At 42.5% G+C, this 25,569-nt stretch carries 22 protein-coding genes; 21 read left to right on the top strand and 1 reads right to left on the bottom strand.

Translation table 11 applies throughout. From position 1 onward, the window contains the following. Nucleotides 1–41: 41 nt before the first annotated feature. Nucleotides 42–791 carry a GntR family transcriptional regulator gene (locus E4K67_RS07565; protein ID WP_158408429.1) on the bottom strand — a complete coding sequence of 250 codons (750 nt, stop codon included), beginning with the start codon at nt 789–791 and terminating at the stop codon, nt 42–44. Nucleotides 792–1,136: 345 nt separating this feature from the next. Between E4K67_RS07565 and E4K67_RS07560 the strand changes: the two genes are divergently transcribed. The 21 genes from E4K67_RS07560 to E4K67_RS07460 all read left to right on the top strand — a co-directional run bounded on the left by E4K67_RS07560 (nt 1,137) and on the right by E4K67_RS07460 (nt 25,466). Next, complete coding sequence (locus E4K67_RS07560) at nt 1,137–2,879, top strand: sigma-54 interaction domain-containing protein (protein ID WP_158408428.1); 1,743 nt, start codon at nt 1,137–1,139, stop codon at nt 2,877–2,879. 489 nt (nt 2,880–3,368) lie between these two features. Next, nucleotides 3,369–4,175: an SDR family NAD(P)-dependent oxidoreductase gene (locus tag E4K67_RS07555; RefSeq protein WP_158408427.1), complete on the top strand. Its 807-nt coding sequence runs from the start codon at nt 3,369–3,371 to the stop codon at nt 4,173–4,175. Nucleotides 4,176–4,315: 140 nt separating this feature from the next. Further along, nucleotides 4,316–5,398 carry a zinc-dependent alcohol dehydrogenase gene (locus E4K67_RS07550; protein WP_135545779.1) on the top strand — a complete coding sequence of 361 codons (1,083 nt, stop codon included), beginning with the start codon at nt 4,316–4,318 and terminating at the stop codon, nt 5,396–5,398. 166 nt (nt 5,399–5,564) lie between these two features. After that, entirely contained in the window at nt 5,565–6,356 is a 792-nt protein-coding gene (locus E4K67_RS07545) for an acyl-CoA dehydratase activase (protein ID WP_135545778.1), read from the top strand. 59 nt (nt 6,357–6,415) lie between these two features. Beyond that, a complete protein-coding gene (locus tag E4K67_RS07540; RefSeq protein WP_158408426.1) occupies nt 6,416–7,660 on the top strand; it encodes a 2-hydroxyacyl-CoA dehydratase subunit D in 1,245 nt (414 codons plus the stop codon). Then, nucleotides 7,647–8,774 (top strand): 2-hydroxyacyl-CoA dehydratase subunit D, encoded by a 1,128-nt coding sequence (locus E4K67_RS07535; RefSeq protein WP_135545776.1) that lies wholly within the window; start codon nt 7,647–7,649, stop codon nt 8,772–8,774. Before E4K67_RS07540 ends, E4K67_RS07535 begins: the two co-directional genes overlap by 14 nt. A gap of 114 nt (nt 8,775–8,888) precedes the next feature. Next, nucleotides 8,889–9,887: a ketol-acid reductoisomerase gene (gene ilvC, locus E4K67_RS07530; protein ID WP_135545775.1), complete on the top strand. Its 999-nt coding sequence runs from the start codon at nt 8,889–8,891 to the stop codon at nt 9,885–9,887. A 112-nt stretch (nt 9,888–9,999) separates the two neighbouring features. Next, nucleotides 10,000–10,623 (top strand): flavodoxin family protein, encoded by a 624-nt coding sequence (locus E4K67_RS07525; protein WP_135545774.1) that lies wholly within the window; start codon nt 10,000–10,002, stop codon nt 10,621–10,623. Nucleotides 10,624–10,666: 43 nt separating this feature from the next. Continuing rightward, a complete protein-coding gene (locus E4K67_RS07520) occupies nt 10,667–11,629 on the top strand; it encodes an AEC family transporter (RefSeq protein WP_135545773.1) in 963 nt (320 codons plus the stop codon). Nucleotides 11,630–11,683: 54 nt separating this feature from the next. Beyond that, the gene (locus tag E4K67_RS07515; RefSeq protein WP_135545772.1) at nt 11,684–12,028 is read left to right on the top strand and encodes a cupin domain-containing protein; all 345 of its coding nucleotides are present in this window, start codon (nt 11,684–11,686) and stop codon (nt 12,026–12,028) included. Nucleotides 12,029–12,414: 386 nt separating this feature from the next. Next, nucleotides 12,415–13,551, top strand: coding sequence for an acyl-CoA dehydrogenase family protein (locus tag E4K67_RS07510; RefSeq protein ID WP_135545771.1), 1,137 nt, complete (start codon nt 12,415–12,417; stop codon nt 13,549–13,551). A gap of 71 nt (nt 13,552–13,622) precedes the next feature. Beyond that, nucleotides 13,623–14,906, top strand: coding sequence for an FAD-dependent oxidoreductase (locus tag E4K67_RS07505; RefSeq protein WP_135545770.1), 1,284 nt, complete (start codon nt 13,623–13,625; stop codon nt 14,904–14,906). Next, nucleotides 14,903–15,205 carry a ferredoxin family protein gene (locus E4K67_RS07500; protein ID WP_135545769.1) on the top strand — a complete coding sequence of 101 codons (303 nt, stop codon included), beginning with the start codon at nt 14,903–14,905 and terminating at the stop codon, nt 15,203–15,205. The genes E4K67_RS07505 and E4K67_RS07500 overlap by 4 nt, the downstream gene beginning before the upstream one ends. Nucleotides 15,206–15,334: 129 nt before the next feature. Next, a complete protein-coding gene (locus E4K67_RS07495) occupies nt 15,335–16,891 on the top strand; it encodes an acyl CoA:acetate/3-ketoacid CoA transferase (RefSeq protein WP_135545768.1) in 1,557 nt (518 codons plus the stop codon). Nucleotides 16,892–17,140: 249 nt separating this feature from the next. Next, a complete protein-coding gene (locus E4K67_RS07490) occupies nt 17,141–19,180 on the top strand; it encodes an NAD(P)/FAD-dependent oxidoreductase (protein ID WP_135545767.1) in 2,040 nt (679 codons plus the stop codon). A gap of 24 nt (nt 19,181–19,204) precedes the next feature. Beyond that, nucleotides 19,205–20,335, top strand: a complete 1,131-nt coding sequence (locus tag E4K67_RS07485) for an acyl-CoA dehydrogenase family protein (protein ID WP_135545766.1) — start codon at nt 19,205–19,207, stop codon at nt 20,333–20,335. A 30-nt stretch (nt 20,336–20,365) separates the two neighbouring features. After that, entirely contained in the window at nt 20,366–21,154 is a 789-nt protein-coding gene (locus tag E4K67_RS07480) for an electron transfer flavoprotein subunit beta/FixA family protein (RefSeq protein WP_135545765.1), read from the top strand. A gap of 22 nt (nt 21,155–21,176) precedes the next feature. Beyond that, nucleotides 21,177–22,175 carry an electron transfer flavoprotein subunit alpha/FixB family protein gene (locus E4K67_RS07475; RefSeq protein ID WP_135545764.1) on the top strand — a complete coding sequence of 333 codons (999 nt, stop codon included), beginning with the start codon at nt 21,177–21,179 and terminating at the stop codon, nt 22,173–22,175. Between the two features lie 91 nt (nt 22,176–22,266). Then, nucleotides 22,267–22,494, top strand: a complete 228-nt coding sequence (locus tag E4K67_RS07470; protein WP_338031846.1) for an enoyl-CoA hydratase/isomerase family protein — start codon at nt 22,267–22,269, stop codon at nt 22,492–22,494. A 138-nt stretch (nt 22,495–22,632) separates the two neighbouring features. Beyond that, the gene (gene fadK / locus E4K67_RS07465; protein ID WP_135545763.1) at nt 22,633–24,276 is read left to right on the top strand and encodes a medium-chain fatty-acid--CoA ligase; all 1,644 of its coding nucleotides are present in this window, start codon (nt 22,633–22,635) and stop codon (nt 24,274–24,276) included. A 413-nt stretch (nt 24,277–24,689) separates the two neighbouring features. Beyond that, nucleotides 24,690–25,466: an enoyl-CoA hydratase/isomerase family protein gene (locus E4K67_RS07460; protein WP_158408425.1), complete on the top strand. Its 777-nt coding sequence runs from the start codon at nt 24,690–24,692 to the stop codon at nt 25,464–25,466. The last annotated feature ends 103 nt before the right edge of the window (nt 25,467–25,569 follow it).

Genomic DNA, 25,569 nt, shown 5'->3' with positions numbered 1-25,569 from the left:
CAGAACAAGCAAAAATGTTCTGAGACATCAGGGTTAAAAGTTTAATCCAAATTGATTTCAATTGTATACTTAACTTTATCACCTCTATATTTGAGAATTTCATACCAGATTGGTTCGTTTTTCGCTGTAAACCCTATATTTGCACAAAGGTTAACAAGTCCACCCTTATCCATATTCATTAATTTAACTTCACTTGGATTTGCATAACAGGTTTCTATAGTTCTTTCTATCCTTTTAATTTTTGTTGAATCATTTTGGCCAAGCACTTGATACAAAGGGCAGGTATTCAATTTTTCTTCAGTGACAAAATCACATAGCGGAGATTTTAAATAACTTTGAATATGGGCCATTATTTGAGTATCGGCATATTGGTATCTTAGAATGCTCAATACTCTGGCCGTTTCCGTGTTTTCAATTTGTAATTTCTGTGCTATATTGCGATCAGGAGATATAAACTCCATATTAATAACTTTTAAGGCTGGGGTCATATTCAAGCCTTGAATTTCAATGTTATAACCGCTATATAAATCGATCAGGTCTGATTTAATTTTAGGACGGGCGACAAAAGTTCCTTTGCTTTTAATCCTATAAAGATATCCTTCATTTACAAGTTCTAAAATAGCCTGGCGAACGGTGGAGCGGCTGATGCCAAACATATTGCAAAAGACTTCTTCAGGGGGAAGCGCATCATCCGGTTGTGAACTGTTTAATTCTTTCAAAATAATATTCTTAAACTGATAGTATAAAGGTACAGGAGTATTTTTGTTTACTTGGTAGTTTTGATAATTCAAGGATTTATCTCTCCTTATACATCTGATCATTATAATGATTAACATTATTATATACTATTAATTAAGCAATTTAAAAATCCACAAAAGAAAAGCTTTATGTTATAATGTCATTACATTATAACATAGAACTTGGAAGGATATGCAATCTGCCAGAGAAAAAGAGCGGCAGTAATTAGATGAATTGGAGGTGGAGGTGACAGAGCCGATATACAGTAGTAGAACGGTGAGAGTTCATTTTTCATACTATTTGTGCTTAGCGGAAAATTATAAAAATGTTTTTAATAATACGATCAAGGACTTCCATGTAGATACAAAAATCCTTTTCCAGAACAAGGAGGTATGTTCATGAGAAACCAGTATTTACGAGAGATAAAAGAACAAAATTCTTGGGCTTATATCGCAGTAGATCATAACAATAAAATTATTGATTATAATAACAAAGCAGCAAGTTACTTTCCTAATATTAAATATGAGGAACTTTTATTCGATATTCTTCCTCAGTTTCAATTAAAATGGTTAAGCGATAAAGTTAATAAGCGGATCATCAGGACTCATAGCGAAGACCGGTTAATGCTTGAGTTTATTTCCAAAGATACCCAATGTAAAAAAATGTTGTTTAATGATATATTCGAATTTAAAAATGTAAGCAATCTCTGGTGTGAAATAGGCCAGACGCCAATTAACCTTCAACCATTTATTGAGTGCTATGATGATGCGGTTTTAATTACCAACGGTAAAGGTATAATCAGAGCATTTAATAATAAATTTATTCAACTATCAGGATTGAATGAAGATATTATTAATAAATCCATATATTCTTTGGAGGAAGAAGGGGCTATTCCGCATTGTGCAATTGTGGATGTTATTGAATCCAGAGAATCTCATAATTCATTGATAAAGTTTTCCAATGGCATTGAAGCTATTATTACCTCTACCCCTCTGTATGATAAAAATAAAAACTTGATCAGAATCACATCAACAATCAGAAATGTAACAAAAATAAATGGACTGTATCAGCGGCTTTCTTCCGAGAAATGTCAAAATAAGAGAGAATTCTTCAGCAAAGTTAAATTACGTGAAGCTATTGATAAACTCAATCTTGGGACCTATAAAAGTGAAAGAATGCGCGAAGTTTTCAATGTAATTGAGAATATCTTGGGATACAATTTGCCTCTATTAATAACGGGTGAATCAGGAACCGGAAAAACTACAATGGCCAAATGCATCTATTTCGGCAGGCTTAAAAGTGAAGGTGAATTTATTCACGTGAATTGCAGTGCAATTCCCGAATCATTGATGGAATCCGAGCTTTTTGGCTATGAGAAAGGATCATTTACAGGTGCAGAAAAGCTTAAAAAAGGCTTATTTGAGGCGGCCGAGAATGGTGTCATCTTACTGGATGAGATCGGGGAAATGCAGCTAGGATTGCAAGCCAAAATCTTAAATGTAATTCAGGAAAAGAAATTCTACCGGGTAGGGGGGACTAAACCGGTTGAAATAAATGCCCAGGTTATTGCAGCGACTAATCAAGATTTAAAGAAACTTGTTGAAAAGGGCCTTTTCAGAAAGGATTTGTATTTTAGACTCAACGTCATTCCTTTAAATATCCCTCCGCTCAGAGACAGAAAAGAAGATATTCCCCTCTTGATAGAACAGGTGCTTAAAGAAATGAATGCAAAATATAACACCCGAAAGTCCATAGATACTAAAGCAATGGGAATTTTAGTGGCTTATGATTGGCCAGGGAATATCCGAGAAGTAAGAAATTTAGTCGAGAGAATGATACTTTTATCGAAATATGATTTGATTACTGTCAATGATTTGCAAGCTGATATAACCCACCATGTTAAAATCAATAGCATCGATGAGATTAAACAAGAATATGCGGGTGATGAAAATAGTATTCTCCAATTGGAAGATGGTAAAACCCTAAAGAATATGATTACAGAGCTGGAAAATAAAATAATAGATCGGGCCATTGAAAAGTACGGATCGGTTAAAAAGGCCTCAATGGCCTTGGGGATAGATGAATCTACAATTACGCGAAAAAGGAGAAAAAATGAAATTTTAAAAAGGGAATATAGCTGACCTACCATAAGCTGAATTATAAAATACACCTGCATAATCGCAATGCAAAACTGCAATAACATGCAAATATGGAGTATGAATTTATCGCTGTAAAATGGTGCCCTTGCCGAATAAACCCGCATTTTTTTAAAAAAATGCGGGTTTATTCGGTGTTTTATGGCAACTCCAGTTTATTTTATTTTTTTTATAAACTTTGGCACGAAAAATGCAAATATAGTTTGTCAGGTCCGTATTTGAATAAGAAAGTGATTAGGCGGAAGGTGGGAAAAGCGATGTACAAGTTCGAACGGTTCAAGACAAAACTCTTGGAATAGCAAGCCGGATTTCCTCAAATACACGATCTCAATGCGATTTTTAAGAATCAATGCAACTAATTGTGAAACTTATTATTTTCACTTATAAATTTACCGCGGTTAAACGTACCGTTCCCAAATTTGAACTTGAAATATGAGGCGGAATGTCCTCGCAAGGCGGGGACACTTTTGGACAATGAAGAAAAGGTTAGCGAATTGCAGGACAAATTTAAGGGTTGGGGGTAATAAAATGTTTTCATTGAAAGATAAAGTAGCCATCATTACTGGGGCCGGTCAGGGCATAGGGCGAGCGATTGCATTGGCCCTCGCTTCTCAGGGGGCACATATTGTTATAGCAGACATCAATGCCAAGAGTGCTGGCTCGGTCATCGACGAGATTCGCGCCCTCGGTAATCAGGCAATAGTGGTTGAGGGCAACGTGACCAATGAAGCCGATGTCCAGAAGATGGTTGCCGATACTATCGCACAATTCGGAAAGATTGACATTCTAGTCAACAACGCCGGCACCGTCCTCACCGGGCCTCTGACTGAGATCGCCCTAGGGGATTGGGACAAAGTAATGGCGATAAATGTCAAGGGAGTCTTCTTAACTTGCAAATCTGTAATCCCATATATGATAGAGCGCCGTTATGGCAAGATCGTCAATATAGCGTCTGTGGCCGGAAAGATCGGCGGCGGCCTTATGGGCAACTCATGCTACGCTACATCTAAAGGTTCGGTTATCGCTTTAACTAAAGCTATCGCCAAGGAAATGGGGCCTTATAACATAAACTGTAACGCCATTTGCCCAGCGTTTACAGACACTCCTATGACCGTTAATTTCCCCAAGGATAAGCGGGAGGCTATTATCCGCGCCATCCCGCTTGGTCGTGCTGGCAAACCGGATGACATTGCTTCTGCAGCTTGTTTCTTGGCTTCGGATGGTGCGGCCTTCATCACTGGCGAGATCATGGATGTCAATGGTGGTCTGGTACTAGATTGATTACTGTAGAATCTAAATATGCTAAGTTTATGACTGGTGGCAGGTATGCGATGCGCTAATTTAGACCATTGACGATAGGTCCTTATCAAACTAATCACCTGTTAGGCGGGTGAAAATAATAGTTTAGGAGCGTGAGTTTTATGACAAAAACTAAATCTTGGGTACTGACTGAGCCGGCTAAAATGGCACTTCAGGAATTCGACATTCCTGAAGTGGGTTCAACGGATATTTTGGTGAAAGTCAAGGTGACATGTATCTGTGGCAGTGATCCTCATTGGTACCATAACGATGATAATTGTGCAAAATATCCTCTTATCCTGGGACATGAGTTCGCCGGTATTGTTGAAAAGATTGGTGACGAAGCGGCTTCTCGTTATGGTGTGAAAGTGGGAGACAAAATTACTGTAGAGCCTTATCTTGCGTGCGGTCATTGTGAATATTGCGCGACAGGCCATTACCAGCTTTGTACTGCTAAGATGTGCTACGGTATTAGTATCACTTGCGATAGCGCGCCTTATATTAATGGCGCTTATGGAGAATATATTCTTGTTCGTTCTGGATCAAAAGTCTTCAAAGTTGATGATGATGTGTCATTTGAAGAGGCCGCTATGTCCTCGGTTATAGGAAATGGTTATCGTCTAGTTGTTGATAAAGCGCAGTTAAAGCCGAATCAATCGGCTTTGGTTCTCGGCCCTGGAGCACTCGGCCTATGTACGGTCATCGCTGCAAAGGAAGCTGGAGTCTACCCGCTTATTGTCGTCGGTGTGGGTGACGCAGATGACAATCGATTGGCACTTGCCAAGGAGTTTGGCGCTGATTACACCATTCGTCTCGACAAGGAAGACATTGTTGCCCGTGTCAGTGAAATTACAAAGGGTAAGATGTGCGATGCGGTTCTAGAGTGTTCGGGAGCTGTACCGGCTTATAAAACAGCCTTCTCCTGCATCAAGACGCTTGGCACTATCGTGTTGCTTGGTATTACCGGCGGCAGGGATGTTCCGATTCTTATCGACCAAATCGTCAAGAAGGAGCTTCAGATTAAGGGGAGTATTGGTCAGCCTAATGATGTTGATTATGCCATGAAGACGATTAATAAGAAAAAATATCCAATTGCTAAGATGATTACAACTAAGTTCCCCATGAGCAAAGCGGATGAAGCGATTGAGTTCTTTATGAGCAAGAAAGATCCAAGTTGTATACGAGTTGCTCTTTATAACGACTGAGCATAGTAAATGAGTAAAGGGTAAGCGTCAAATACAAGCCGTATTAAATGAAGAAAAAATTACGTCATCAGGCGCTGGACAATAATAGGGGCTTTTGCCTCAGATCATACCACCCGATAAGCGGGTGGTGTGATTTAGCGCATTCAATTTGTGGAGGCAGAAGCATATGTACACACTGGGAATTGATATCGGTTCCACGGCTACTAAAGGGGTAATACTCCGAGATGGAAACGAAATTATTACAATGGCAAAAGTGAATGTAGGGGCGGGCACCAGCGGATCACAGCGTGTGCTAGATGGGGTCTTGAGTCAGAGCGGTCTCGGTGTAAGCGACATTAAATATATAGTTGCTACAGGCTACGGTCGTAATCGGTTTGAGTTGGCTTATCAGCAGATCAGCGAGTTGAGCTGCCACACCAAGGGAGTAAGTTATCTTGTCCCTGGTGTGAGTACGATCATCGATATCGGAGGCCAAGATGCTAAGACGATCAAAGTGAACAATAAGGGCAAGATGGAGAGCTTCGCGATGAACGAAAAATGCGCGGCGGGAACCGGGCGGTTCCTGGATGTAATGGCAGGAGTTTTAGAGACCACCGTGGATCAACTAGGAGCATTATCAGCCCAAGCCAATCTGGATATGGATATCAGCTCCACTTGTACAGTTTTTGCGGAATCCGAAGTCATTTCTCTGTTGAGCAACGGTGTTGGTATTCCAAATATCGTGTTAGCTATTCATAAATCGGTGGCTAAACGTGTCTGCGGTCTGGCGCGGCGAGCGGGTGTTTCGCCTCTTGTGGTCATGACTGGGGGCGTAGCCCAAAACAGCGGTGTAGTTCGAGCTATAGAAAAAGAATTGGACTTACCTGTAACCATTCCCTCTAATCCCCAAATGACTGGTGCGTTGGGAGCAGCGTTGCTCGCATATGAAGCTCTTTTGGAAAATAAATCCACGGTTTGAAACTGGTGTCCGAGTATAACTATTGGCATAATAAAAAATTATGGTGAGGAGTGATGATTGTGAGCGAAACCGAAATAAAGTTGCCAGCTAAAAAAATGTGTAAGGAAGCCCTTTCCACCCACTATGAAGATATCCGGGAGGCCAAAAGGAGAGGCGAACCTATCGGTTACTGCACAGCCCAATTTGCCAAGGAACTCTTTGAGTCGATGGATCTAAAGGTTATGTATCCTGAGAACCACTCAGCAGCCATTGCCGCCAAGGACAGACCTCTTGCTAATGGATATCTGGAGTACGCTGAGAATATGGGTTACTCTACTGATCTGTGCTCCTATTCTAGAATCAATATAGGATACTGTATCTCTGGTAAGGAGTGCGGTATGGATCTGGACGTGCCGATGCCAGACTACGTTATCGTCGGTACTAACATCTGTAACATGTCAGTTCGCTGGTATGAGAACCTGGCTTGGTACTATAAGATTCCGTATATTATGATCGACATGCCGTTTAACTGCGCAGCAACTGTTCCCGAGCATAAGACAGAGTATATGGTGCAGCAATTCGAGTATGCGATTAAGCAGTTAGAGGAGATCAGCGGTAAAAAGTTTGATTACGATAAATTCCGTGAGACCCAAGAGATTGCTAACCATAATGGTGATCTGTATCAACAAGGGCTGGACTTGATCGGGCATGATCCCTCACCTGCCAACGGTCATGACTCCCTTAATTATATGGCGTTAATGGTTACGATGAAAGGTAGCCTCAAGACGACGGCGGTCTTGGAACAGTGGATTGCGGAACTGAAAGAAAGCGTTGCAGAGGGTAAAACCACCTTCAAGGGTGAAGCAAAGCATCGAATTATGTTCGAAGGTATTGCCTGCTGGCCACATCTGAAATACTGCAGCGATTGTATGTCGAGCATGGGGTGTAACTGGACCGGTAGTCCTTATACCAATCTGTTCCACCAGGTGTATACAGATATGCGGGAGATGGTCAACTGCTACGCCACTATTGTGAGTAATTCCAGTCAGGTTATGTGGCAGGAGAGAAGAGATCGCATCGTCAAAGAGTATAAAATTGACGGCATTTTGTGTGATATCACCCGTAGTTGCAAACCTATGATCGGTAAGCTCATGGAGAGCAACCGTATGCTAGAAAAAAAATACGGTATTCCGGCCGCATTATTCGACGGCGATCAGTCGGATCCGCGTGCTTTGTCCAAGGCCCAGTTTGAGACTCGCCTTCAGGGTCTTGTAGAGATTATGGAGGAAAATAAGAAGGGGGGGAATAAAAATGAAATTGCATGAGTTGTTGAAGCGTTGCGAGGACGTTGCCAATAATCCTAATAAGTATGTGATCGAATGGAAAGCGAAGACTGGCCGAAAAGCCATCGGCGGCGTAGCACCGTTTCCACCTGATGAGATCATTTATGCAGCTGGAGCATTGCCGGTAACCATGTTTGGTGGAGCTGTAGCTCCCACAGATGCCTATAAATATTTTCCGCAGTTCTATTGTTCCGTTGTTACGACGAGCCTGCAATTGGGGATTCAGGGATCGTATCGCGAACTCTCCGCTGTAGTGGCGGGTTGCTGCTGTGACGGACTGAAGGACTTTGTGGAAAACTGGAAGTCCGCTGTTGAGATTCCAATCATCGATTGCATTTACCCTGCAAACCGTAAGCTAGAGGCCGCGCGAGTCTATTTCACCAAGGAGTTGCGTCAGGCATCGGAAAGGATTCAGGCAATCACTGGACACAAGACCACTGATTTGGATCTCCAGCACGCCATTACTCTTCACAACGAGCATAGAGCTGTCATGCGGGAATTCGCGGAAGTGGCGGTCGACCATCTGGACATATTTACACCGACAGTTCGCCATAATGTGTTTAAGAGTGCCCTCTTTATGGATAAAGCGGAGCACCTGGAACTGGTTCGTTCGCTTATTGATGAGCTGAAAGCTCGCCCAGTTTATGATTTCAAGGGTGTCCGGGTCATTTCCACCGGAATTATCATCGATGTTCCCGATATCTTGAAAATGTTGGAGGAGAATAATATCGCCATCGTGGGTGACGATGTGGTTCAGGAGTCCAAACGATATGAGACGGATACTCCAAACGGCATCGACCTGTACTATCAGATAGCGACGCGTTGGTCTAATATGGAGGGAAGTAGTCTCTTATTTGATGTTGAGAAGAAGCGCGGTACCATGTTGTTAGATATGCTCAAAAATCGCAAAGCAGACGGAATCTTGTATGTATTGCTGAAGTTCTGTGAGATTGATGAATTTGACTATCCAATCATGAAGCAAATCTTTCGCGAAGCCCAAGTACCGGAGCTTTTCCTGGAGACGGAGAACGTATACTCCAATGACCAGCAGGCTGCAACTCGTATTCAGGCATTCAAAGAGATGGTTGGTAAGTAAGCCGTTCATTTGTAAAAAGATTTTTGTTTTGCCCCGTCATGTACTGAATTTACGTGACGTGGCCAGTGAATTCTGACCAGATAGATAAAAATAAAAGACAAAGGGAGAACGATTATTATGAAAATGTACTATGACTCCGACGCAGATTTAGAGTTGCTTCAAGGAAAAGTAATTGCTGTGCTGGGGTATGGCAGCCAAGGTCATGCCCAAGCTCAAAACTTAAAAGATTCCGGGTTAGAAGTTATCGTAGGGCTTCGTGAAGGCTCCCAACGTTGGCAACAAGCAGAAACTGCTGGATTGGAGGTTATGACCGTCGCCAAGGCTGCAGAGAAGGCCGATATCATCCAAATTCTTTTACCCGATGAGCGACAAGCAGAAGTCTACGAAAACGAAATTAAATCCTATCTGACAGAAGGTAAAGCAATTGTCTTCTCTCATGGCTTCAATATTCATTTCGGTCAAATTGTCCCCCCGGCTAACGTCGATGTCTTTATGGTTGCACCGAAAAGTCCCGGGCATTTAGTTCGGAGAACGTATCAAGAAGGGGCTGGAGTTCCTGGACTTATCGCGGTACATCAAGATGCAAGTGGTCATGCACATGATTTAGGATTAGCTTATGCTAAGGGAATTGGTTGCACCCGCGCGGGAGTGCTCGAAACAACCTTTAGAGAAGAGACAGAGACTGACCTTTTTGGAGAACAAGCGGTTCTTTGCGGCGGCGTCACTGAACTGATTAAAGCAGGTTTTGACACCTTAGTTGAAGCAGGTTACGAAGCTGAAAGCGCTTATTTCGAATGTTTACATGAAATGAAATTAATCGTTGACCTGATTTATGAAGGCGGCTTAAGCTGGATGCGTTATTCCATTTCGGATACAGCCCAATTTGGCGACATGATGGTTGGTAAGCGGATTATTACTCAAGAGACTCGCCGAGAAATGAAAAAAGTTCTGACCGAAATTCAAGATGGAACGTTTGCGAAACAATGGCTTTTGGAAAATCGCGTGAATCGTCCAACATTTAATGCAATTGCCCGTAAAGAAGAAGCGCATCCGATTGAAATAGTGGGCGAACAAGTTCGTGGGATGATGCCTTGGTTGAAGAAGCACGAGTAATCCTGTGACGCGTCGTTTGGTTTTCTTGGCCCCGTCATGCAATAAATTGGCATAACGGGGCCAGTGAATACAGAATCAATTGTGTTCCAATAAAATAGGAGTGGTTATAACTATGAAAATACTTGCGATCAACGGAAGTCACCGCAAGGGGAGGAATACAACAACTCTTCTTAGAATGGTGTTGGATGAAGCTGCTGTGCAGGGCGCTGCTACTGAGCTATTGGAACTGTCTGACTTAAATATCAAGTTTTGCACTTCCTGTAACAAATGTCTCAATAGATCCCAATGTTCTATTCCTGATGATGATATGGCTATTGTGGAAAAGAAATTATTGGCAGCGGATGGAATTCTGTTGGGGTCTCCGGTATATTGGGTAAACGTTACTACTTTGATGAAAAACTTTATGGATCGCAGCCGTTATTTGCATATATATAAGAATTTGCTGGACGGTAAGGTAGGAGCAGCTGTAACCACTGCCGGATTGCTTTATGGCGGACAAGAAGCGACGTTGAAAGTTATGGAATATTATTTGCAGCTTCAGGGACTGCATGTCGTCGATTCCCGCGATCCCAATGAAGTGATTAAGACCGTTATCGCAGCAGGTTCACTTATGGAAGGCGTCAAGGATGACAAAATGATCTTTCGCCGTACTGCCATTGAGGATGAATTGCTTGTTGCGTCCAGTAAACAATTGGCCCGAAATATGGTAAAGCTGATCCGCCAACTGAAAAAATAACAATCCTTCTTTGCTTTGCCAATTGAAATCAAGGAGAAGCAGCATGGCTATTTTTCTGTATATCCTGAGCAATAATATTGTACCTGTTTTTATCATTATCGGATTAGGTTTCATCCTTGGCAAAAAGTTGGACTTAAATTTGTCAACACTTAGTAAATTGAATTTTTACTTATTCGTCCCAGGGTTTGTATTTTTTTATCTTTACTCCACATCCTTGTCCTGGGCTACTCTGAAGATTCTGGGATTTGCGTTGGTGTATATGGTAATCAACGATCTTTTGGCAAGAATTATGGCAAAAATTCGCCACTATGACTTGGGCATGACAAATGCTTTTAAAAATTCAATTATGTTTAATAATTCCGGGAATATAGGCGTATCGCTGATTACCCTTGTGTTCAGCAGTGCAACATATGCTGTGGGCGGCCAAACCCCATATTTGAATCAGGCGATTGCGGTTCAGGTCATCATTTTTATGTGTATCAGTATCACGATGAATACGATTGGTTTCTATAATGCTGGAAGAGCTAGAAAAAATATCAGGGATTCCCTTAGTTTAATTTTTACTATGCCATCGATTTACGTGGTCTTAATTGCATTGTTGCTTAAATATTTTACCCTTGATATTACGGACACCCCTTTATGGCCGGCGGTTGGCTATATAAAAGACGGTCTTGTTCCCGTTGCATTATTGTCCTTAGGGGTTCAGCTCTCCAAAACAGAATTTGATTTTAAAAACGTTGATGTAAATATCGCAGTAATAACAAGGCTTATCGTTGGTCCGGCCCTTGCTTATATAGGCATATACCTATTTGGCTTTACCGGCGTTGTCGCTCAAACCATATTCATTGCGTATTCGACGCCGACAGCTGTAAACGCAGCCCTGATTGCCGTTGAATACGACAACTACCAGAACTTTGCAGCCCAGGAAGTTATGATGTCCACGATTTACAGCGCTATTACGCTTACCTTGGTCATCTACTTAGCCAGGATTTTGTTTCCTATTTAGATAGTTAGAATAGGGAAAGGTCTTTCAAAATTAAAGATCTCATGGAGGTGCACAATGGTTAATGATAAAGTGCGGGAAATAATAAGCAAAGATCATGTCCACGGAGGCAACGGATCCGTCCTGCTGGAAAATTTAATGGCTCCTGAATTATTAGGGGAGCATTGCAAGTTATTTGCCAAAGTCCGCCTGAAACCAGGTTGTGAAATTGGATATCACGAACATCATGGCGAAAGCGAAGCGTATTATTTGTTATCCGGAGCTGGTATCTATCAGGACAATAAAAATATGATTCCCGTTAAGGCAGGCGATATTACCTATTGTGAAGCAGGAACTGGTCATGGTATCAAAAATACAGGGACCAATGATCTGGAATTAATCGCCCTGATCCTGAGTAAATAACCTCCTGAGCTGGACAACGGGTTGTGAATCATAAACCGCACCTGCAATATCGCAATGCAAAACTGCACTGATATGCAAATATGGACTGGAAAAATGTTTGGAATGATTGGTGCCGCTGCTAAATGCCCCGATATTTTCACGAAAATACGGATTTATTCAATATTTTACATTGTTTTGCTTTTAAATTAAACTTGGCATGAAAAATGCATTATAGCTTGTTAAGCCCTATATGGCAAAGAAAGCGATCAGGCGGAGGTGGGCAGAGCAATGGATAAGTATGAACTGATCGACATAAAACTTCTGGAATAACCAGAAGTTATCGGGTGACCACAGATCAGGTTGTTTTTTGCTTAACAAATACAAAATATAAACATTGGAGGATATTTATGGCTATTATTCTTACATCGGACCAGCAGGCTCTTACGGAATTAGTGAAAAATTTTATGGAAAATGAGGTGAAGCCTCATATCAAGGAGTATGACAGAACGGGTGAGTTTCCACTTGAACTTTACAAGAAAGGATTCGAGCTCGGATTTCATTTGCTCAATATTCCGGAAGAACATGGCGGCTTAGGTTTAGATCTTAGAACGATGAGTATTGTTTTGGAAGAAATGGCCAAAGTTGAACCAGCGTTTGCAATTACAAATTTTACGAGCATCGAAACCTTTGAGTGTATTTTATTATCAGGGACCAAAGAACAGATTGCGAGATATTCTGCAAAGCTTCTTCCGGGAGCCTTGGGGGCATTTAGTTTAACAGAGCCTAATGCTGGATCGGATTCAGCGTCTCTCAGAATGACAGCGGTTAGGGACGGCGATGATTACATTCTAAATGGAAGAAAAACATTTATTACCAATGGAGGATATTCTGATATTTATATTATCTTCGCCACGGTAGACAGAAGTTTAGGGGCAAAGGGAATCACTGCTTTCATCGTTGAAAAGGGCATTCCAGGTTTTACTGTGGGTAAACATGAAGATAAAATGGGAATGAGACTATCTAACACCACTGACCTGGTCTTTGATAATGTCAGAGTTTCTGCAGCAGATCGTTTAGGAGAAGAAGGGGAAGGCTTTAAGATTGCTATGATGGGCTTAGATGCAGGGAAAATATGCCATGCCGCCGTTGCTGTGGGTATTGCCCAGGGAGCAATCGATGAAGCCGTTAAATATGCCAAAGAAAGAGTACAGTTTGGCAAGCCTATCATCAAAAATCAGGCGATTCAGTTTATGCTGGCTGACATGGATATGCAGACGGAAGCAGCGCGCCAATTGACGTATAATGGAGGTTTACTGCTGGATTCGAAAGAGAAGGCTATAAAAGAAGCTGCTATGGCAAAATGCTTCGCTAGTGATACTGCAGTCAAGGTAACGCAAGATGCTGTTCAGATTTTTGGCGGTTATGGTTATAGTAGAGAATACCCTGTTGAGAAAATGTACAGGGATGCAAAGATTACCCAAATCTGGGAAGGTACGAATCAGATTCAAAGAATCGTTATTTCACGTGAGCTAATAGGGAAATAAAAATATACCAAACGCTATAGAGTTTAAATCTGATCTGGAAAAAGGTATTAACGAAAGGAGTGGGATTGTTTTTGGCTGAAGAGAAGTTCCAGGTAATCATAATCGGTGCAGGATTAGCAGGATTAGCAGCCGCTTATCGCCTGGCCAAGGCAGGGCGGGAGGTACTGGTTGTCGAAAAAGCTCTAACTCCTGGAACCAAAAACATGACCGGGGGCCGTATTTATACCTATGCTCTCGAAGCGTTAATGCCTGGAGAATGGGCTGATGCTCCGCTCGAAAGAGAAGTAACCCGTGAGATTCTCATGATGATGACGGCAGATGATTGTTTTGCGATCGATTCATCGTTTGGTTCCATCAAGCAGCAATCCTATTCGGTGTTAAGAGCAAAATTGGATGCTTGGTTAGCTGAAAAGGCTGAAGCGGAGGGGGCTATGATCATATACGGCAGTACGGTTACCGATCTTTTGGTCAAAGACGGTAAAGTAGCCGGGGTGATAATCGGTGATGAGGAAATGGAAGCCGACGTGGTTATAAGTGCTGAAGGCGTCAATGCTCTTGCCTCAGAACGAGCCGGGCTGATTAAAACAAAGGCCCCAAAAGACATGGCGGTAGGGCTTAAGTATGTTTATAAACTCTCTGAGGAGATAATCAACCAAAGGTTCAATTCAGCAAGTGGTAAAGGGGTAGCCTTGCTTTGTGCAGGAGAATGCAACAGAGGCATCAGTGGAGGAGCATTTATCTATACCAATAAAGACAGCATTTCTATCGGGCTTGTAGTTGACACAGAGGGCTGGAAAGCTTCCGGATTGCCTTTAGCCCAGGTGGCAGAAGAGTTCAAGCAACATCCCGCTTTACTCCGCTACATTGAAGGCGGTGAGTTGATTGAATACTCGGCTCACCTAATTCCTGAAGGCGGATTTAAATCCTTACCTCAGCTTTATGCTGACGGATTCCTGGTTACTGGCGATGCTGCGGGATTGGTGATCAATAGAGGCATCACGGTCCGGGGGATGGATTATGCAATTATGTCAGGAATTGCTGCAGCGGAAACGGTTAACGAAGCCATTGAAGCTGGGGATTATTCGAAAAACCGCCTGAAAAGCTATGCAGACAGACTGAGGCCTTTCGTTTTGAAAGATCTGGAGACACTGAAGGATAGTCATGATTATATAGCTCACACCAAGCATATGTTCACCACCTATCCGGCCCTAATAACCGGGATGATGAAAAATCTCTACAGTGTGGACGGCACGCCCACCAAGGGAGCTGTCGGCTTGGTGAAACAGGCAATCAAAGGCAAAGTACCCTACTTCGATGTATTCAAAGACGCTCTCAAGGGGGGCAGATCCCTATGAAAATTTTATCCATGGATGATCGCTTAGCCAAGAACCGGTTTGATAGTGATGATCATAATCCCCATATTATTATTGACAAAGAAGCTTGCAAAACATGTGATCACAAAGCCTGCACCTTTTGCTGTCCCGCTGAAAGATATAAGTGGGATGCCCAAAAAGACAAGTTCAGCTTTGATCATGTAGGGTGTCTGGAATGCGGGAATTGCCGCTATGTTTGTGAGCGGCTGTATCGAAGTATGACCGGTTATTCCTGGAATTATCCTAGTCAAGGGAAAGGGATAATTTTCAGGGAAGGTTAACCTGGTAATAGACTTCTAACTTCTGTCATGATCATATTTTCTCTTATGTGGAAAGTGAAAGTGTTCTCAAAGTCTATTGGCTTTAAAGCTTTATTTTAAAGAGTTTAATAAAAAGGAGGAATTAATATTATGGAAGTAGTTTCTGCTGAGTATGCCGCATCGTTAATTCAAGATGGCATGTCTCTTGGCCTTGGAGGTTTTGTTGGGAATGTAGTGCCAGAGGAAATTTATCTTGCGATACAGGAGAGATATCTGAAGACGCAGAGCCCAAAAGACCTGACATGTTTCTTGACCTCGTGTCCTGGAGATGGTGTTTCCGCTGGTTTTGACCATTTCGCCGAAGAAGGATTGCTCAAACGAATTGTAGGTATTCATTATGGCACTTGTCCCAGGATTCTTAAACTGATCGAGGATAATAAAGTCATTGCCTATATGCTGCCTCAGGGTGCAGCGGCTCAAATGTTAGCGGCAGCCGGCGGAAAGAAACCCGGAGTTATTACCCAGATCGGTATAGGAACCTATATTGATCCCAGACAAGAGGGCGGCAAAGCTAATCAACTGACGGTAGATTCAGAAGAAGAACTAGTTTCGCTGATCAAGATTGAGGAAAAAGAGTACTTGTTTTATAAAGCTGTACCTTTGGATATCAGTTTTATTAAAGGCACATATGCCGATGAAGCGGGAAATATCTCCTTTGACGAGGAATGCATAATTACTGATCCGCGGGCCCTGGCTATAGCGGCCCATAATAACGGCGGGAAGGTAGTCGTGCAGGTTAAGCAAATCGTAAAAAAGGGCTCCATTAACCCTATCAATGTTGTTCTTCCTGGTTTTATCGTTGATTATGTCGTAGTCGCCAAACCGGAAAATCACTATCAAACGAATGAGCGTGGGCCTTGGAAAGCTGAATATACAGGTGCGATAAATATTCCTTTGGAAAATATAGAACCTTTGCCATTGAATGAAAGAAAGATTTGCGCCAGAAGAGGCACTATGGAAATCAAAAAGGGGAATCTGGTTAACCTTGGTTTCGGAGTTTCTGAAGGAGTAGGTGTGGTAGCAGGCGAAGAAGGCATTTCAGATAAATTTACATTCTCAGTGGAATCAGGGCCTTTAGGCGGAATTATTATGGGCGGTAAGGCCTGGGGTGCCGCAACGAATATGGAAGCCCGATTCAACCAAGCTGAAACATTTGATCTTTATGACGGAGGAGGACTGGACATAACCTGCCTGGGTGCTGCGGAAATCGATGAAGAGGGTAATGTCAATGTATCTAAATTTAAAGGCAGAGCGGTAGGTCCGGGAGGATTTATTGATATTTCCCAAGGCGCTAAGAAAGTCATCTATATGGGAACATTTACCGCCGGAGGACTGAAAGAAGCAATTGTCGACGGAAAATTGAAAATTGTCAAAGAAGGAAAAGTCATGAAATTTGTTAAGAAGGTAGAGCAGATTACTTTCTCGGGTAAGCGTGCCATCAAGGACGGGCAACAAGTGCTTTACATTACCGAACGATGCGTTTTTGAACTTACTCCCGAGGGTCTTACTTTAACAGAAATCGCTTCAGGGATTGATCTGGAGAAAGATATTCTTGCTCATATGGAGTTCAAGCCTGTTATTGCCAAAGATCTTAAATTGATGGATGAGAGATTGTTCAAAGAAGAAAAAATGGGACTTACCCTTTAGAGAAGGCTTGAACTTCCGAGGACTTAATCTGTGAACTCGAACAGCTGACTCGAAGTAGGCTGGCCGTTGACCCAGAATTTTAAGGGAATGATTATGAACTGGAAACAATCGCCTGGTAAAATAATACCGGTATTATTAGATTCATTGAAACCCACGGACGCGCTATTAATCTGTTTACAGACTGAGAGTTTGTGCGGTAAATGGATTGGGCCCAATGGATCTAATCGTATTATTAAGGAGTTAATGGTAATGTCAAACACGATGAAGCTTTTTGAGCCGATTAAAATCGGAAATGTGGAGATTAAGAACCGGACTGCCTTACTACCTATGTCTACAGAGCTTACGAATGATCACTATGTAACTGACCGGATGGTGGATTTCTATGCCCAAAGGGCTAAAGGGGACGTTGGCCTGTTAACTGTTGGTACGGTATATGTAAGCGATTTCCGGGGAACTCATCCGTTATATCCACCCCATAGGGGTGCGGCGGGGATATGGAGCGATGAATTCATACCCGGGTGGAAGAAATTGACCTCAGCAGTTAGGGAAAATGGCGGAAAGTCTTGTGCACAATTGAATTTGTACTACGAATGGCGTCGAAGTAACACTTTACCGCTGGAGCCGGTAGGTCCATCAGAAGGACCAAGCGGACCGTTTGTATCCAATGTGAGGGAGGCGACGGTTGAAGAGATCCAGATTATGATCAGCGAGTTCGGTGATGGAGCGAGGCGAGCACGAGAAGCAGGCTTTGATGTCATTGAATTGCACGCGGGAATCGGCTATGGGATCAATCGTTGGCTTTCTCCTTACTCTAATAAGCGAACCGATGCATGGGGGGGAAGTCTGGAGAACAGGATGCGCTTCCTGCTCGAAATCATCAAGGATTGTCAGGCGAAGGCAGGAACAGACATCCCACTTATGGTGCGGTTATCGGCTGATGAATATATGCCGGGAGGCCATACGATAGAAGATACGAAGAAGATTATACCTATCCTTGAAAAAGCCGGTATTGTGGCGTTTAGTATTCAGGCTGGTTTCCATGAATCTGAACGCCCGTTGGTAAACCAATTTGTACCGGATGGATGTATAGTCGACCTGGCGACGGAGTGCAAGAAAGTTACCAAGCTACCGGTAATGGCCGGCTATAGGATCGATTCACCGGAAATGGCGAATGAGATTGTAACGCAAGGGCGAGCTGATATGGTAGGGTTTGCCAGAGCGCTCGTTGCAGATCCTGATTTAGTCAAAAAATACAGAGAGGGGCGACCGGAGACCATCCGGCGGTGCATCGTCTGTAGTCGCTGTCTAGATAACATTTTTGTCGGAAAACACTTAGACTGTTCAGTGAACGCGGAAGTCGCTTCACCTTTGGGAAAACCCACTCCTAGCAGTAAGCGCAAGAAAGTAGCTGTTATCGGGGCTGGTCCCGCTGGGATGGAGGCAGCCAGGATCGCTGCAATGAGGGGTCATACGGTAACGCTTTTTGAAAAAGGAAGCCGGCTGGGTGGAAGTTGGAACTTGGCAAGTATACTCAACTACAGACTGGAAAGACCACTTGCCTGGTACAAGCAGGAATTGGCAAAACTCCCGATCGATATCCGACTGAATACCGAAGTGACAGAAACAATCTTGGATCAGTTGAAACCCGATGAGATTATTGTAGCTCCTGGAGGCGACCCAATTATACCCGATGTGCCGGGGGTAAATGGAAAAAATGTACTTGGGGGTCACGATATAAAGAAACTAATGGATGGAATCCCTCCTAAGAAAGGTCTGTTGTGGCGTTTTGCTGCTATAGGAGCTAAGACGTTTAGCGGATACCATAAATTGATGAGGTTTGCGTTGGGCATTCACTGGCCTCTAAAGAGGCGTTTGGTGGTCATCGGCGGTGGGTTTGCAGGGTGTGAAGTAGCTTTTGAGTTAAATAAGGGCAGAGAAGTTACCATCATCGAGGAATCAAAAAAGATTGGCTACGACATTGGTCCTATCGACAGAAAAACGGAACTGAATATCTTAAAACAAAATGGGGTTAGAATGGAAGCCCTTACCAAGGTAAAAGAGTTTACTCGTAATGGAGTAAAGATAATCAAACAAGACGGGACAGAAGGTTTGATAGAGGCTGATTCGGTAATGTTATCTCTGGGTATTAAAGAAAACAAGAAACTGTATGATAGGCTGTCGAAAAAGTTTAAAAATGTTTATCTGATCGGGGATGGCGTTGGGAATGGCGAAATAAGGAGAACAAGAGAAGCCATTCGAGATGGTTACGATATCGGGATGCGTATCTGAGAGAGCAAAGGAGAAAACACTTATATGGCAATTATCCTTACATCTGAACAACAAGATCTTAAAGAATTAGTGAAAAATTTCATGGAAAATGAGATCAAACCACATGTTAAAAAATATGACGAATCGGGCGAATTTCCTCTCGAACTTTATCAAAAAGGCTTTGAACTTGGCTTTCACCTTTTGGAAATACCTGAAGAATTCGGAGGGTCAGGCTTAGATCATCAAACCATGTGTGTTGTTCTGGAAGAAATGGCCAAAGTTGAGCCTGCTTATGGGATTACCATGCTTTGTAATTCTTTGGCACTGGAATGTGTCTTAATATCGGGTACTAAAGACCAAATTAAACGTTTCTCAGATAAGATTATTCCGGGAGGATTTGGTTCTTTCTGTTTAACGGAACCGAATGCGGGGTCAGATGCGGCCTCTCTCAGAACAACAGCAGTAAAAGATGGTAACGATTACATTTTAAATGGCAGAAAATGCTTTGTTACAAATGGTCAATTTTCCGATTTTTTTGTCGTCTTTGCCACAGTCGACAAAAGTTTAAGGGCTAAAGGGGTAACTGGTTTTATTGTTGAAAAAGGTACTCCTGGATTAACAATCGGCAAACATGAAGACAAAATGGGGCTTAGATTATCAAATACCACGGATCTTGCTCTGGATAATGTTAGGGTGCCGGCTGAAAATCTTTTGGGGCAAATTGGTGATGGGTTTAAAATTGCAATGCGGGGATTAGATCAAGGCCGAATTAACAATGCTGCATTATCTACGGGTCTTAGTCAGGGTGCGATCAATGAAGCGGTAAAGTATGCTAAGGAAAGAGTTCAATTTGGTAAACCTATTATAAAGAATCAAGCGATTCAGTTCATGTTGGCTGACATGGATATGCAGACAGAAGCTGGGCGTCAATTGACCTATAATGCAGCAAAGCTGCTTGATTCAGGGATTAAAGCCAGCCGAGAGGCTTCCATGGCCAAATGCTTCTGTGGAGATAATTCAGTGAAAGTAACATGCGATACTGTACAGATTTTTGGCGGTTATGGCTATAGCAGAGAATATCCAGTAGAAAAGATGTACAGAGACTCTAAGATATTCCAAATATTTGAAGGAACAAGCCAAATTCAAAGAATGGTTATAGCTAATCAATTATTATAACAAATGATGCAACAGAAGGGAGAGTCCTTAATGGAAATATTAGTTTGTGTAAAACAAGTACCAGATACTGCAGAAATAAAAGTGGATTCCGAGGTAAATAAAGTAGATATAAGCGGGGCACCTAAAATTCTAAACCCCTTCGATGCCAATGCTGTCGAGGCAGCCATTCAGTTGAAAGAAGTCCATGGCGGCACAGTGACGGCTCTGACCATGGGAACAGAACAAGCTAAAGCAGTATTAAAGGAAGCGATCTCAGTGGGAGCAGACAGGGCAGTATTGCTTGATGATCCATTGTTTCAAGACTCGGATACTTTTGCAACCAGTAGTATCTTAGCCTCAGCAATCAAGAAATTAGGAAATTTTGATCTGATTATTTGCGGCAAACAGGCTATTGATGGTGATTCCGGTCAAGTAGGCTCTCAAATCGCTGAACATCTGGGGATTGCCCAAATTACTCTCGTTTCCAAAATTGAAGTCAAAGATAAGGTGATTGTCGTGAACCGTCAGCATGATGACGGGCATGAAGTTATTCAAGCGGACCTGCCGGTAGTCTGCACTGTAGTTAATACCATCAATACGCCCAGATATGCAACGGTCAGAAGCAAATTAGCAGCAAACAGAGCGCCTATTGAAGTCTTAAAGGCAGCAGATCTGCCGGATTTAAATCTGGGTATAATCGGTTCTGAGGGTTCGCCGCTCAAGACCATTGAAATATATGCACCGCCTAAGAAAGCACCAGGGGTCCGAATTAAAGAAGAAACTGCGGCTGAATCCGGAGTTAAACTGGCAAAAATGCTCATAGCCAATAAAGTGATATAGAAGTAAGGAGGTTAGTTCAGATATGAATGAATATAAGAATGTTTGGGTATTTGTGGAGTATGCCAATGGCAAAATGAAAAATTTCAGCTTGGAAGTTCTTAACAAAGGCAATAGCTTAGCCAAGGAGATGAATGGAAAATCAGTTGCGATTATTATCGGCAATGGTGTTGAGAATATTGCTCAACAAGCTGCAGCTTGTGGTGCGGATGAAGTTATCTTAGTGGAAGGGGAAGAATATCAAGTATACAATACGGACGGCTATACGAATGCCATGGCAACGTTAATTGGTAAATATAATCCTTCAGTCATCTTGTTTGGATCCACTAATGATGCCAAAGATTTGGCTGCCAGAGTAGCATGCAGAGTAAAAACCGGTTTGGTTGCAGATTGTTCTGCTATAGAATTAAATACCGCTGATAAACAACTGATTTGGACCAGACCAGTATTAAGTGGACGGGCCCTAAGTAAAGTTGTATGCAGAACAAAACCGGAAATGGCAACCGTAAGACAGGGCGTATATGACAGAGCTCAAGCAGACAATAGTAAATCTGCCGATATAGTCCGTGAAGAAATCAAAACTTCTGCGGATCAGATCAGAACCAAGCTGGTCGATTTTGTGGATGCCGGAGTTACCGGGATCAAACTGGAAGACGCTGACGTTGTGGTTTCCGGAGGCGGCGGCTTGGGAAAAGCTGAAAATGTGAAACTTATCCAGGACCTGGCAGATTTATTGGGCGGCGCTGTAGGCGGGTCGCGAGCCAGTGTCGATTCAGAGTGGCTGCCGCCGAGTGCTCAGATTGGTCAATCCGGGAAGACCGTTTCTGCCAAATTATACTTTGGCTGTGGAATTGCAGGAGCAATCCAACACTTGGCCGGAATGTCATCATCGAAATGCATTGTTGGAATCAATAGAGACCCGGATGCCCCGTTCTTTGATATAGCAGATTATTGTGTCGTAGGAGATCTGGTTGAAGTTTTACCGGCATTCATTGAACAAGTCAGACAGCACAAAGCTAACTAATTTAATCAATGGCATGAAGAAGATAATTGTATGAGTTAATGTCTTGACAGCATAGCTATTTGCCAGAACCGGTACTATGATTTTGGAAAAAATGGAGAGATTTTCAGTACCGGTTATCGCAGCCATTAATGGATATTGTCTGGGGGGAGGCGGGGAGTTTGCTCTGGCTTGTGACATTAGGATAGCAGCGGAAAACGCAGTGTTCGGTTTTCGGGAAGTTAATCTTGGTGTATATCCTGGTTGGGGAGGAACTCAGAGACTGCCGAGAGTTGTAGGGATGTCCAAAGCGAAAGAGATCACTTTCACAGCTGATAAATAGGGTGCGGAAGAGTGTCTAAGAATAGGTCTTGTTGATAAGGTAGTCAAGGCAGAGGAGTTGATGGCTGAAGCTGTGAAACTGGCTGCCGCAGGAATTCAAGGGGCAATAAGTAATCCAGACTAAAAGAGGTAATAAAAAGTGCAAGCACACAAAACAAGAATTAATGAGCAAAGAAAAAAAGAATACCGGGAAAAGGGCTATTGGGGAGATGCCACATTATTAGATTATTGGAAAATGTCCGTATTAAGTGCTCCTGCTAAAATAGCAGTCATTGATTTTCAAGGGAAAAGTTATACGTATGCTGAACTTGATCTTGCGGCAGGAAAAGTTGCTTCTTACCTAAAAGAAGCCGGAGTTGTTCCAGGTGATTTTGTCTCGCTGCAATTGCCTGGGTGGTCTGAATTCACAGTGGTTTATATTGCTTGTTTGAAAGTGGGAGCTGTTGTTAATCCCCTAATGCCGAGTTTTCGTAGGGGAGAATTGACCCATAAATTAAACAAATGCCGCTCTAAAGTATTGTTTATTCCGGGAACATTCAGGAATTTTAATCACATTGCTTTAGCTCAGGAACTCCTTGATAAAATTGCAACTTTGCAAAGGGTCGTTGTTGTAGCCAAAGAGAATAAAGACATCCAGTCGGAGTTTGATACGTTGGAGAACATTATCGCGAGCTATCCGCCGTTGGAAAAGTGTGCCACTGTATCTGCTGACGACGTGGCTGTGGTGTTATTTACATCAGGTACGGAGAGTTATGCCAAAGGAGTTATGCTAACTCACAATAATTTGGCAGCAAACAAAAAAGGATTCATAAACAGGTTAAAATTTAGCAGTATAGATGTAATGATGATGCCTGTTCCGCTGGCCCATGCGACCGGGTTAATGTACGGCGTTACCATACCGCTTTTGCTGGGTGCGAAAAGTGTATTACTGGACAAATTCAGTGCAGAAAACTGTTTAACGTTGATTGAACGTGAAAAATGTACATGTGGGATGGGGCCTACTACTATTGTGCATGATATCTTGTCCCTATTGAAAAAACAAAGTTATGATATCTCTTCCTTACGGTATTTATTGTGTGGCGGTGCTCCAATACCGCGTAAGATCAGCGAAGATGCCATGCATTTAGGAATTAAACTGCTAAGCGTTTATGGAGCCACGGAAAGTGCACCGCACTGTATCGTACCTGAAGATGCTCCCCTGGAAAAAGTGATTACTACAGATGGAACGCCTATTCCAGGTGTTGAAATACGGGTTGTTGATAAATTACACCGGCCTGTTCCTCTTGGAGTTGAGGGGGAGGAATCGTCCAGGGGTCCCAATGTGTTTGTAGGATATCTGGGCGAGCCGGAATTAACTGAATCCGCCCTTGATGAGGATGGTTGGTATTACAGCGGTGATTTAGGTGTAATGGACAATGATGGCTATCTAAGAATTACCGGAAGAAAAAAAGACATCATTATTCGCGGCGGCGAAAACATCAGTAGTGTGGAAGTCGAAAATATCCTTGCGCGCTATCCCAATATCAGAGAAGCAGGGGTGGTGGGTATGTCAGATGAGCGTTTGGGAGAAAGAATATGCGCCTATGTCGTGCCCGAAAACTTTGCAGAAAAAATAGGTTTACAAGATATTCAAGGTCTTTTTGTTCAGATGGGAGTATCCAAGTGCAAATGTCCGGAGCGCATCGAAATACTAGATAAACTGCCCAAAACTGAATCGGGAAAAATTAAAAAATATTTATTACGCAAAGAGATTGAAGAAAAATTGAAGGTGTTTTCCTGTTGAACAAAGTCCCTATAAGATAATTGTATCAATATATTGGGATTTTCTACGGCAATGCTGGAAATTGTTCAGAGCATGTTGAATGGGTTATTTTTATCGCGTTGTATTTAGAGGTGGCTGTCCCAGGAACTGATCGTTGCCAAAGCTTAAAATATTAAGTTCCTGTGCGCATAACAGATAGGGTAACCGTTGTGATAGAAAATATAGAATTAATCCCGGGAAAATCGATTTTCTTGGGTAAGGCAACGGTCACTTATGAAAGGGGGATTGTGAATCGCAACAGAAGAGCCGGATCATGGAGTTATATTTGGCGGTGTTTATATTTAAATTAGGAAGGAACTAGAATCATAACAGATGGTTCTTGGATTAAAGTCGGTTTGAAGTAAATGAACGAATATACAGGAAGGGGATATTTTATGGATTTCGGAAAAGTGAAGTGTCTGATCGGAGAGGGGATTGCGTCGGTTATTTTGGACTTTCCCAGCAATCTGAATGCCTTCGATGAAACCCTGACAGCCGATTTAATTGCAGCTTTGGATTATGCCGAAAAGAATGAAGCAGTTAATGCGATTGTCTTAACCAGTTCGGGCAGGGCATTCAGTGCCGGCGGCGATATAGGTTTCATGTACGATGGAATCAAAAATAATAAAATTAATATTAGGAGACTTGTTCGCTTAGTAAGTGATCTTTCAATTAAGATTAAAAAGCTGCCGAAACCGGTCATCGCTTCCATAAGAGGCGCTGCTGCAGGAGCAGGTTTCAATACGGCATTGCTTTGCGATTTTATTATTGCCGCTGACAACGCCAAGTTTATCCAAGCATTTGTCAATATCGGATTGGTACCGGATACAGCTGGTGCTTATCTTCTGGCTAAATCGGTCGGTGTGCATAAAGCGACTGATCTGATCATGACAGGACGGGTTGTAACCGCGAAGGAAGCAAAAGATTTGGGTATTGTATACCAAGTTACAACTGAAGAAGAATTGGAGCAGGAAACAATGAAGTTTGCCAGAAAAATGGCAAATGGTCCAACTGTTGCTTATGGCTTAATGAAGGATTTGTTGTATAAAACTGATTTTAAAGACTTTGAAGACTATCTGAATTGGGAAGTCGAATATCAGGTTGCATGCAGTCATACGGACCATCATATCAAATGCGTTTTGGATTTTATGGAGAAACGAAAAACCAATTGATTAGATAGAAATTATTGAGCTAGCCTTACTAAAGTCACCATTGATGGCAGAATACTACAGTAACGTGAAAAATCTCCTGGATAAAATGCATAGACAATCAAGT

The sequence above is a fragment of the Desulfosporosinus fructosivorans genome, assembly GCF_004766045.1.
Taxonomy (GTDB): domain Bacteria; phylum Bacillota; class Desulfitobacteriia; order Desulfitobacteriales; family Desulfitobacteriaceae; genus Desulfosporosinus; species Desulfosporosinus fructosivorans.
Note: the sequence above shows the minus strand (reverse complement) of the source record. Positions and strands in the feature narration are given on the sequence as shown.

What these genes read in the sequence shown, in the direction of transcription:
- E4K67_RS07560 (WP_158408428.1), top strand. Translation starts at nt 1,137, where the DNA reads ATGAGAAACCAGTATTTACGAGAGATAAAAGAACAAAATTCTTGGGCT.
- E4K67_RS07555 (WP_158408427.1), top strand. Translation starts at nt 3,369, where the DNA reads ATGAAGAAAAGGTTAGCGAATTGCAGGACAAATTTAAGGGTTGGGGGT.
- E4K67_RS07550 (WP_135545779.1), top strand. Translation starts at nt 4,316, where the DNA reads ATGACAAAAACTAAATCTTGGGTACTGACTGAGCCGGCTAAAATGGCA.
- E4K67_RS07545 (WP_135545778.1), top strand. Translation starts at nt 5,565, where the DNA reads ATGTACACACTGGGAATTGATATCGGTTCCACGGCTACTAAAGGGGTA.
- E4K67_RS07535 (WP_135545776.1), top strand. Translation starts at nt 7,647, where the DNA reads ATGAAATTGCATGAGTTGTTGAAGCGTTGCGAGGACGTTGCCAATAAT.
- E4K67_RS07525 (WP_135545774.1), top strand. Translation starts at nt 10,000, where the DNA reads ATGAAAATACTTGCGATCAACGGAAGTCACCGCAAGGGGAGGAATACA.
- E4K67_RS07520 (WP_135545773.1), top strand. Translation starts at nt 10,667, where the DNA reads ATGGCTATTTTTCTGTATATCCTGAGCAATAATATTGTACCTGTTTTT.
- E4K67_RS07515 (WP_135545772.1), top strand. Translation starts at nt 11,684, where the DNA reads ATGGTTAATGATAAAGTGCGGGAAATAATAAGCAAAGATCATGTCCAC.
- E4K67_RS07510 (WP_135545771.1), top strand. Translation starts at nt 12,415, where the DNA reads ATGGCTATTATTCTTACATCGGACCAGCAGGCTCTTACGGAATTAGTG.
- E4K67_RS07500 (WP_135545769.1), top strand. Translation starts at nt 14,903, where the DNA reads ATGAAAATTTTATCCATGGATGATCGCTTAGCCAAGAACCGGTTTGAT.
- E4K67_RS07495 (WP_135545768.1), top strand. Translation starts at nt 15,335, where the DNA reads ATGGAAGTAGTTTCTGCTGAGTATGCCGCATCGTTAATTCAAGATGGC.
- E4K67_RS07490 (WP_135545767.1), top strand. Translation starts at nt 17,141, where the DNA reads ATGTCAAACACGATGAAGCTTTTTGAGCCGATTAAAATCGGAAATGTG.
- E4K67_RS07485 (WP_135545766.1), top strand. Translation starts at nt 19,205, where the DNA reads ATGGCAATTATCCTTACATCTGAACAACAAGATCTTAAAGAATTAGTG.
- E4K67_RS07480 (WP_135545765.1), top strand. Translation starts at nt 20,366, where the DNA reads ATGGAAATATTAGTTTGTGTAAAACAAGTACCAGATACTGCAGAAATA.
- E4K67_RS07475 (WP_135545764.1), top strand. Translation starts at nt 21,177, where the DNA reads ATGAATGAATATAAGAATGTTTGGGTATTTGTGGAGTATGCCAATGGC.
- E4K67_RS07470 (WP_338031846.1), top strand. Translation starts at nt 22,267, where the DNA reads ATGGAGAGATTTTCAGTACCGGTTATCGCAGCCATTAATGGATATTGT.
- E4K67_RS07460 (WP_158408425.1), top strand. Translation starts at nt 24,690, where the DNA reads ATGGATTTCGGAAAAGTGAAGTGTCTGATCGGAGAGGGGATTGCGTCG.